The sequence below is a fragment of the Idiomarina xiamenensis 10-D-4 genome (genome assembly GCF_000299895.1).
Taxonomy (GTDB): domain Bacteria; phylum Pseudomonadota; class Gammaproteobacteria; order Enterobacterales; family Alteromonadaceae; genus Idiomarina; species Idiomarina xiamenensis.
The window spans coordinates 1-9,541 of record NZ_AMRG01000026.1 but is presented as its reverse complement, the minus strand read 5'-3'; the positions used below and the strand labels follow the sequence as shown (position 1 = coordinate 9,541).

The window sequence follows — 9,541 nt, the reverse complement described above, 5'->3', positions numbered from 1 at the left end:
AAAGGGGCTAATACAGGCTTATTGTTGTGTTATTTATTTGAGTCATCTAATATCGTCGATATGACACGAGGATTAACACATCGACGCAGAAACTGATGGGACAATAGCCCAATGGAGCGAGTATTTAGAAGTTTAAGTCTGAGTGGATGCTAGCAACCGATAACCATTCAGTAATTGAAGCAAAACGAGGTGTCAGTTACTTCCTGGTGAATTACATCTATGGACTACCTCCGTATTGCAATAACAATTTTAGTTTTTGATCCGATTGCCAACATCTATCCGGCATAACAGAATCTTTCTGTTTGCCCAAATGGGAAATCCGCCCATACACGCCTCAACAACTGGACGAGCTTAAAGCTCATTATAATAATCAGGTTCCGTGTATGATAGTTCGACCTTTAAACATTTATCGTTATTCCGCAATTCGCGTGATGTGTCTACTTATACCGGCAACCTATACTCATCGCCATTGCGCAGAATTGACCAAACTATTCTCGCATTTTTATTGGCGACAGCTACGGTTGCTTTGTTGTAGCCTCGTCGCTCTTTCAAATCTCCAACCCATTTATTAAATAGGTTATTTTGATTCGTACATGTGCGCACAACAGCCCTGGCCCCATGAATTAAAAGGGTTCGCAAGTGCTGGCCTCCTCGTTTCGTTATATTCATCAAAACTTGTCTATCTCCACTAGAATGTTGTTTAGGAACAAGGCCCAGCCAGGCTGCAAAGTGCCTTCCATTTTTAAACTCACTCCCATTACCAATTGCTGCGAGTATAGCGGTCGCCGTTTTAGGGCCAATCCCTTTGACTTTAGCAATCCGCTGACATGTTTCTGACTCCTTAAAAACAACTTCGATTTCCTTATCAAAATATTTAATGCGTGTATCGAGGTCCCGCATTAATTCATAAAGCTGAGCAATCGTTCTTCTCATCCGGATGCTCAGCCCATTGCTGGCGTCTTCTAAAATTAGCGGAACTGCATTCCTGAGTCTTGAAACCGCCTTACCAATTACTATCCCCCGATCGAGTAAAAGTCCTCTGATTTGGTTCACGGTGGCGATACGATGATTAACTATACGTTGTCTTGCACGGTGCAGCGCCTGAATATCAAGCTGATCCTGTGATTTAGTAGGAACAAACTTCATAGTTGGTTGCATAGATGCTACGGCTATACCTTGCGCATCATTTGAATCATTCTTTTGCCCCTGAACAAACGGCTTTATAAACTGCGGGGCTATTATCTTCACGTTATGACCGAGCTTTTCAAATTCTCGCTGCCAGTAAAACGCACCGGTGCAAGTCTCAATTGCTATCTGGCATTCAGATAATGTCGCTATTTCTTGCAGCAGCTTGTCTCTATTTAATCGTTTTGTGTAAACCACCTTCCCAGCCTGGTTTAATCCGCACAACTGGAATACCGATTTAGCCAGATGAATTCCAAGAAATTTAATTGTCATTATGATTGCTCCGATGTGAGATACAACCTAAGTATAGAAGGAGGTAGTCCATCCCATTAACTGGGAGCGAGCTGATCAATCTAATGATGGTCTCCCACCTGTAAAAGCAAAGAAATTAGCTAAAACGATGTCCGAATTTTGTTGACCACGATAAAGTTTCTATGGTGAGATGAATATAATTAATTTTAATATTGACATTAGCTGGATATGACTGAACCGCCCTTTCCATTTTTATCAACGTTGCCATTGGCAACTAGCGCCGTTGCTAATCTATCCAAGATTCAATTATTTTCCGATACTGCGCAGCAATTGATTTTTACTCAAGGACATTTTTCTATTGAACGTTATCAACAGACTGATTTTTACCATTTAATGTTGGACTTCCCTCAGTCGATAAAAAAAGCTGTAGTGAAAAGACAAGCTGAATATCTTGCTGGACGTTATTTGAGCCGCCTTGCAATGCGGCAAAGCGGCTTGTTCGATTCCGAGCCACCTCAGCTTAGAACGGGTTTACTACGCGCACCAGATTGGCCGGAGGTAGTGACAGGATCTCTTACGCATCATCAAAGCAAAGCATGCGCAGTCGTATTGACCCAACCGTTATCTACGGAAAATTTAATTGGTGTTGATACTGAACTTTGGCTCACTAAGCAGCAAGCTAGCGAAGTTGCTGAGTCGATTCATAACTCAAAGGAATTGCAAATACTATTACATGCCGGCTTCACCAGCACTGAAGCAACCACTTTATTATTTTCCGCTAAAGAAGCTCTGTTTAAAGCGATATGTCCTTTTATTGGTGAATATTTTGGCTTCAAAGCCGCTGAGCTAAAAGCATGCTCGTGGTTAGCCGAGAAAGACACCGTTAATCATAGAATTGGCTGGTTTCATCTGGAACTATTAACCAACTGGGTGGCTGCCAAAGCACCACAAAAAAACTATTGCTGCTGGTTTAGTTGTAACGAGTTTGATGTCCTAACATTGATAAGTAGCGATGCTGTCAATACACGATGGCTCCGAGATACCAATAAAGCATGATGTACAGAAGATGTAAGGCAAATCATTTGGTGACACAGTTAACTTAGCTCTTCCATCGTACCATTCCAAATATTCTTTAACCGTTCAACTACCACTGTCTCAGTATAGTCAATGAGCCGTCCCACCTGTCAAAAAAATACAATGACTTATTATCAACCCTGACGCTGGTATTCAACTTCAGCTATTCGTAAGTTAAATACGAGAGTAACCACTAATAGGCTCACTCTCGTTCAGCAAGAGATTAATCCATCCTTAAAGATTGCATTGGTCGAGTTCTGGCTGCTCTCATTGCCGGCGCCAAACAGGCAATAAGACCTGACAGAATCAGAACTGCTACGATGATTACAATGGAATATGGATCAGCAGCGCTAACACCATACAAGAAGCGTTCAATGAACTTCGAAACGGTCGCAGCGACAATAAGGCCGACTATCAACCCGATTCCCAATGAAATTCCACCGCTTTTGAAAACATCAATCATCAAGCGACTCGGTTTTGCGCCAAGTGCCGCTCGCACACCAAACTCATGTTTCCTGCCAGCAACGCTTACCGCCATGACCGAATACATACCAATAGACGACAACGACAATGCAACCCCCGAAAATACAAGGATCAAAACCAAGTTTAACCTTTGTGTATAAAGATTCAACGCTTGGTATTCGCTAATAGGTTCTAAACGACCTACAGATAATGTCGGAGCAATATCGTTAGCCGCGTCCAGCACTTCATCTTTAAATGAGGCTGGATCGCCGTGAACTTTTACGATAAACCATAAGCTATCAGAATCACGCCATAGGTTATATAGTTTTTCTGTATTGGCCATAAATGGGATCCAAACGATCGGTGGCTTTTGGCGGTTTGGGCCATATGCACGTACGCCTTTGGCGATACCTCGAATGCTCAGTGGTAGATTTTCCCATGCCGAATTGACTGAGTTATACGGTAATGTCAATTTTTGACCTAACATACTCGTTTGAATATGTTTTTCTAACTCTTCGGTGATAATAATAGTATCGGTATTAGTGGAGTGACCTCGATCAAATTCACGCCCTTGCTGAATTTCCATTCCCAAAGACTCGAAGTAACCAGGACTAACCAAATAAGCGGTGATCGAATCGAGTACACTACCATTATCCATTAAAAACGGAGCAGTATCGTTGTGATCAGTCCCACTCGCAGGAATGTTGGTACCATATCCAACTCGCATCACCCCAGCCACAGACTCTAGGCGTGTAACCATACCGTCTGCCATGATCATCACCGCTTCCTGATCAGGATACGTCCCACGATCGGGTTTAATGTGAAACGCCAAAGAGTGTTCTCCATCGAAGCCGTAATCGACTTGGCTAGAATTCCAGTATGTACGTGCGCTAAGCGCTGCTACCAATAATAATACGGTTGCTAAGGCAGCTTGTATGGTAACCAACAAACTACCTAGTTTACCCGACTTACGGTCGTTGCCAGTGCGACCACCGCTAACCAATACATCTTTCATTGAGGTAAAGCGAATGCGCCACCAGCCGAATGCTAATGCGATAGCCACCACAAATAATGACAAGACAAAGGCAAACAAAACGCTCAATAAAGAAATTTCAGGTCGCGACGACGCACTTATGAACCAATAGGACGGTAAAACATTGTTAGCAAGTTTGAGCGATACCCAAGCTAATGATAAACCCAAAATGCAACCAAATACGGCAACCAAAAACTGTTCTGCTACTGTAGGTAATAATAACCTAAAAATTGGAGCACCTAACGCACGACGTACTGCACTGTCATGATTATGAGCAACGATTCGCAGAAGCGATAAATTGGAGAGATTAATCAGCACGATGAGTAAAAGCACTGCTGCACAACCAGCGAAGATGGTCATAATGGTCGACGTCCGAGTTTCTGCTCTAAGAACGCTTTCCAACGGCTGGGCAATGTAATGGTGATATTTACCCAGCGATTCACGCTTGTGTTCAACATCGAGACTATGAAGTCTCGAATACAATGCCGAAGAAATCATCTCGTATGAAACGTTATTGTCGACTCTTGCGATCACATTGAAGCTACCCGACCAGCTCGTATTACTGCTATCGAAGGTCAGCGGGAATATGATATCGGCATTTTTATAGGGAAACTCTAACGGTAGTACACCAACGATGGGAATCGAAACGCCATTAACTAAAAGGCTCTTATTCAAAGCCGAAGAATTCCCAGCAAAATGTTGCTGCCAATAGCCGTGACTTATCAACGCGGCCTGCGGGCCATTAGGTTTGTTTTCATTCTCGTTGAAACCGCGACCGATCTGCATCGGCATACGTAATACATCCAAAAACTCTTTGCTAACATGCCAGCTTGCCACCATGATAGCGCGATCGGCGTTTTGTACCGTAACAGAACTAACGGCAGGTGTGGCGGCACCGACTTGTCGCACGCTTGGTAATTTACCTAAGTTGATCACTTGGATTGGCGCAAGACCGCCAGCGTAATCTCCTTGTTCCAAAGAACCTAACTTAACCACCCGGTCGATTTGTGGTACCGCAATCGGTGCAAATAAGCTAGCTTTTACTAGGGTGAATACCACGATACAGGCTGCTACCCCCATCGCTAGCGTGATTGACGCCAGTCCTAGGTATCCAGGCTTCTTCAAAAGTGACTTCCAAGATTGGAGTACTTCTGAAATCAATACATCAGAAAACATATTAATATCCTTTAGTCAGCAGTAACGTCCATTTTTACTTACCATTAGCGACAATCAGTATAAGGCCATTGATTAACCGACTTATGCTGACTGGGAGAGCATCAGATTCTGCGTGTGACTAGTTCAAGTTTGCAGCTTTGACGACTTCGCCATCTTTCATGTGAATTACTCGGTCGGCCTGCTGCGCAAAGCTAATATCGTGAGTAACCATACACAAAGTACTACCGTTATCATGTAGCTTGTTAAGTAAGTCCATTACCACTTTACCGTTTTCACTATCGAGGTTACCTGTCGGCTCATCGGCTAACAGAATCCTTGGTTGCCCCGCCAGTGCTCTAGCAACTGCGACGCGCTGTTGCTGCCCCCCGGAAAGTTGACTTGGATAGTGCTTCAAACGATGACTCATACCGACTAACTCCAACGCTTGGCGCACCATATCACGGCGTTCTGACTTACTGAGATTGTTTCGGTAGGTCAAGGGCAATTCAACATTAGCTTCTATCGATAGATCCGCGATGAGATTAAAGGCTTGGAAAATAAACCCTATTTCGCTGTTTCGGATTACCGCAAGCTCACTCATGCTTAATCCCGAGACATCATGACCATTAAGTGTATATTGCCCAGAATTAGCGGTATCTAATAGCCCTAAAATAGACAATAGTGTTGATTTACCACAACCCGAGGGGCCCGTAATTGCCACAAACTCACCTGGCATAATAGTTAAAGCTATATTCTGTAACGCATACGTATCGATTTCTTCTGTCTGAAATACTTTAGTCAAACCATTTAACGTTATCACCGGCTGGCTTTTATTATTGTCACTAATATTCATTACCCAACATTCCTTTAGTCGTTTATTTAACAACAACAGTCCAATCCGGTTAGGATTAGCCCGTACAGCTCTCCGTCAACAGCATTAATATCAACCCTTACTCCAATTGAATCGCATCTTGGTCACTCCATTGACTGAGGTCTGACACGATCACCTGCTCGCCAGCTTCGAGTCCACTGATCACTTGAACTCGGTTGCTTGATAACGCGCCATACCGCACTTCTTTTCTGCGTGCCACATTGCTACCCGGTACCAAAACGAAAAGCTTCCCAACGGAATTACTATTCGCAGAAGAAGGTCTTGCGATGCTTATTACATCAGCGATGTTTTTCAGCATTATTTTACCTTCGATTGATGTATCCGCTCTGACGTTGTTCGGTAGTTCGCTGTCGAAACTGACATATAAAAGTACGCTACCGTTAGTTACTGAAGGGTCAATTTGAGAAACCCTACCTTCGACCTTACGATTGTGTATATCAACTAAGACTTTAAGGCCGAGATTAAGATCTTTAGCGAGCATTTCTGGCACTCTCAAAAGACCTCGAAGCGGTTTAGGTTTAGCTACCAGAGCTATACTCGCGCCCGCTGTAACCTCTCTACCGGGTTCGACACTGATATTTTGTACAATCCCATCAATACCCGCTTTGACATAAAGTGATTCAACATCTTTTTCAGCGATAGCTAACTCAATTTTTGCCTGTTCTCTAACCGCTTCTGCTGCTCGCAATTGGATCTCGATACTTTTCTGAATTTCGTTTTTTCGCTGCTTTGCGAGCAGCAACAGTTTTTTTGCTTGCGCCGAAGATATTTGGGCTCTTTGAAGTTCTAGCTCTGAGACTATCCCGCTGGGATAAATTGCTTCGGTGGATTTTGCTTCAATGCGTTTAATTTCATAATCAGCTTCAAAACCAGCAATGATAGAGTCTTGTTCCATCTGCTTGAGTTTTAGTTCGCTACGCTTAGCTTCAAAAACCGCCTGAGCCCGATTCCAATTAGCTTGGGCTTTCTTTAATGCACTTTCAAGCACAGGGTTTTCCAACTTGAGAATAACACTATCAGCTTTCACCTCAGTACCCGGTTCGCATAATCGTTCTTTGATCGTACCGTTTACCTGTGAAGTGACCCAGCGCAAATTTTCATAAGCCAGCGTACCGTATGCACGAACCTCATGCACCATATCCCCTCGCTTACTAGTATCTATCCAAAGGTTAGCTTTAGTTACAGAAGGTAATGCCTTAGATAAATTTGAAACGCCAGCATATGTACCCACCACGATAATTACGACGACGGAAAATATTAAATTTCGCATGGAAAATAATTTTCTTCGCCGCTTTTCCTTTTTTATGTCCATCTTTCAACCTAATAAGACTTAATAACACCGTCTAGCTTTAAATCAAACGGCTTAGAGTTCCTCTAAAGCACAGAATAATCTACACTTGATAGAAGCACGGAATGCGAAAAAATCTTACACAGTGTCGGCCTCGTTGACTAACTCATGGAGGTGATTTAATAGGAAAATCGTCCATGGAATCATCGCTCACACTTTAGCATTTTCATATGCAATGAATGCATATGAAAATTTCAAATCACCATAATTTTATTAGCCTAAATTTTAAACTTATTGCAATAACTTCTTTCGATCTAACATGCCAAATTCGTGAAACAAGAAGCCCCAACCTATTAATTATTAGATTCAGATTGCACATTTATTTTTTTTATTCTTTGATATGAATTAAGCAATTCAATTGACAACATTCTCAAAAACTGGCGTTTAACGTTTTGAATAAAAAAATGGTCTCCCGGTACCATTCTTGGTTTGAACTCTTCCGAGGTCAGATCTGCCCAATCAAGCACGGCTTCACGCTGAGTTTCATTATCACTAGTCCCGGCAAAAGCAACCAAATCACACGTTAACTTAGGGTTTTCTCGGTATTCGTAACCTTCATTAATCTCGAAGTCCGCTCGCAACACTGGAATAACAATTGACATTAACTCCTCATCACCAAGCACTTCCGGTGGTGTACCACCTAACGACCTTAAAGCTTCAACAAACTCACCTATAGGCAGTTGATAAACGGGTTCTCTCGGTGATTTACGATGAGGTGCGACCCGACCAGAAATAATTAATGATATTGGTGAGATGTTTTTTTGCTGAAGGCAGACAGCTAATTCATAAGCTATCAATGCTCCAAGACTGTGTCCGAAAAGGAAAAATGGTTTATCTAAGTATGGCTTGAGTATCTGTTTATCTATTATTTCATCAAGCAACTCGGCCAGTGACTTATAAGGTTTTTCATTAATACGAAGCTCTCGTCCTGGGAGCCGCACTGCGCATACTTCAATATTATTTGGTAGATACTCCACCCAGTCAGCATAGCTTTGCGTACCACCGCCAGCAAATGGGAAACAAATGATTCTTGCTATAATTTCAGACTGTGGGCTGGGCGATTTAAATGTTTGTACCCATTTACTAGTGTCCTTCATTCCTTGCGCTCTAATCCTGTAAGGTGTTCACAAGATTATTACATTTACAACAATAATAAATCAATCTCTAATTATGATCCTCATATCGTTCTACATACTCTAATGTGGTATTAGCTCCCGTGATAAGTGGCCGGATAGCCAGGGCAAGAGAGTGAACGCTTTTTAAGCATTCACGATTAAGTCCAGCACTTCTTCGCTCATAGTAGCCATCTTCTGTTTGCGATTGACACTCGCTTTTATCGTCTTCTCGCTTCGTATTTGGTTCAATGCAACATGGCGGAAGCAAGCCAAGCTATCTGCGGCATGACCACGACTAATGGGGCAATCATCTTCTCGCATGGTCACATCGGGCACCCAATTCAGGCGGTTTTCAATGCCCCAGTGAGCGCGCACTGTGCTGGCAAATTGTTCAGCAGATATGCTTGCTGAGCTTATATAATAACGATACTGCAGCTGCTCTTTGCCGGTCGCTACACGATAATAGATGGTGCGGCCGATGGTCTCCAACGTAGACCAAAATGAACGTATGCTTACCGGCAGTTCAAGCGCTGACAGGACATCATAGGTGCGATATTCAACACGACCATGCGCTTGCTCTAAATGCCCAGGTTAATTGCTGTCACTGAGTTCGAATGCATCCTGAAGCGCCTGATAGAGCGATTTTGGTTTTTTTTCACGGCTATGCAGTAGTCAGCTTTCTTTTTGACTAGGGTCTTTACAATTTGCTTTTGACAACTCATGGCGTCGAGCGTCACCATCGCGCCGTTTAGCTCCAGTAGCTCTAATAACTCAGGTACGGCGGTGATCTCATTAGACTTTTCATCGGTTCGTCGCTGGCCTAAGACCACGCCGTTTTTAGTCGCAAAAGCCCTTATCATGTACAGCGTGAATTGCCTGTCGTTGCGCTTATATGACCGGCGTAGCGTCTTACCATCAACGGCAACTACTCCTTTATCAGTGACTTTCTCGGTCGCCTGCATCCATTGAATAAAGCACTGATGTGTATTAGCCGCTTTTTAAAACGGACACTCATTAGTTAAGCG

General features: G+C 43.1%; 7 protein-coding genes and 1 pseudogene. 1 reads left to right on the top strand and 7 read right to left on the bottom strand.

Annotation, left to right across the window (positions count from 1 at the left end):
- Positions 1-441: 441 nt before the first annotated feature.
- Entirely contained in the window at positions 442-1,458 is a 1,017-nt protein-coding gene (locus A10D4_RS12965) for an IS110 family RNA-guided transposase (protein WP_008490048.1), read from the bottom strand.
- Positions 1,459-1,665: 207 nt separating this feature from the next.
- Here A10D4_RS12965 and A10D4_RS13775 point away from each other — a divergent pair, with 207 nt between their 5' ends.
- Entirely contained in the window at positions 1,666-2,493 is an 828-nt protein-coding gene (locus tag A10D4_RS13775; protein WP_008490045.1) for a 4'-phosphopantetheinyl transferase family protein, read from the top strand.
- A gap of 241 nt (positions 2,494-2,734) precedes the next feature.
- On the opposite strand, the gene A10D4_RS12955 is transcribed toward A10D4_RS13775, so the two are convergent.
- From A10D4_RS12955 to A10D4_RS14485, 6 genes and pseudogenes are all read right to left on the bottom strand, one after another.
- A complete protein-coding gene (locus A10D4_RS12955; protein WP_083849666.1) occupies positions 2,735-5,182 on the bottom strand; it encodes an ABC transporter permease in 2,448 nt (815 codons plus the stop codon).
- A 118-nt stretch (positions 5,183-5,300) separates the two neighbouring features.
- Positions 5,301-6,014 carry an ABC transporter ATP-binding protein gene (locus A10D4_RS12950; protein WP_008490043.1) on the bottom strand — a complete coding sequence of 238 codons (714 nt, stop codon included), beginning with the start codon at positions 6,012-6,014 and terminating at the stop codon, positions 5,301-5,303.
- A 97-nt stretch (positions 6,015-6,111) separates the two neighbouring features.
- Positions 6,112-7,365 carry an efflux RND transporter periplasmic adaptor subunit gene (locus tag A10D4_RS12945; protein ID WP_008490042.1) on the bottom strand — a complete coding sequence of 418 codons (1,254 nt, stop codon included), beginning with the start codon at positions 7,363-7,365 and terminating at the stop codon, positions 6,112-6,114.
- Positions 7,366-7,694: 329 nt separating this feature from the next.
- Positions 7,695-8,498 (bottom strand): thioesterase II family protein, encoded by an 804-nt coding sequence (locus A10D4_RS12940; protein WP_008490041.1) that lies wholly within the window; start codon positions 8,496-8,498, stop codon positions 7,695-7,697.
- 162 nt (positions 8,499-8,660) lie between these two features.
- Positions 8,661-9,038 (bottom strand): ISAs1 family transposase, encoded by a 378-nt coding sequence (locus A10D4_RS14490; RefSeq protein ID WP_272942935.1) that lies wholly within the window; start codon positions 9,036-9,038, stop codon positions 8,661-8,663.
- 56 nt (positions 9,039-9,094) lie between these two features.
- Positions 9,095-9,490, bottom strand: a pseudogene (locus tag A10D4_RS14485) (ISAs1 family transposase); the annotation flags it as partial.
- Positions 9,491-9,541 lie beyond the last annotated feature (51 nt).

What these genes read in the sequence shown, in the direction of transcription:
- A10D4_RS13775 (WP_008490045.1), top strand. Translation starts at nt 1,666, where the DNA reads ATGACTGAACCGCCCTTTCCATTTTTATCAACGTTGCCATTGGCAACT.
- A10D4_RS12965 (WP_008490048.1), bottom strand. Translation starts at nt 1,458, where the DNA reads ATGACAATTAAATTTCTTGGAATTCATCTGGCTAAATCGGTATTCCAG.
- A10D4_RS12940 (WP_008490041.1), bottom strand. Translation starts at nt 8,498, where the DNA reads ATGAAGGACACTAGTAAATGGGTACAAACATTTAAATCGCCCAGCCCA.
- A10D4_RS12955 (WP_083849666.1), bottom strand. Translation starts at nt 5,182, where the DNA reads ATGTTTTCTGATGTATTGATTTCAGAAGTACTCCAATCTTGGAAGTCA.
- A10D4_RS12945 (WP_008490042.1), bottom strand. Translation starts at nt 7,365, where the DNA reads ATGGACATAAAAAAGGAAAAGCGGCGAAGAAAATTATTTTCCATGCGA.
- A10D4_RS12950 (WP_008490043.1), bottom strand. Translation starts at nt 6,014, where the DNA reads ATGAATATTAGTGACAATAATAAAAGCCAGCCGGTGATAACGTTAAAT.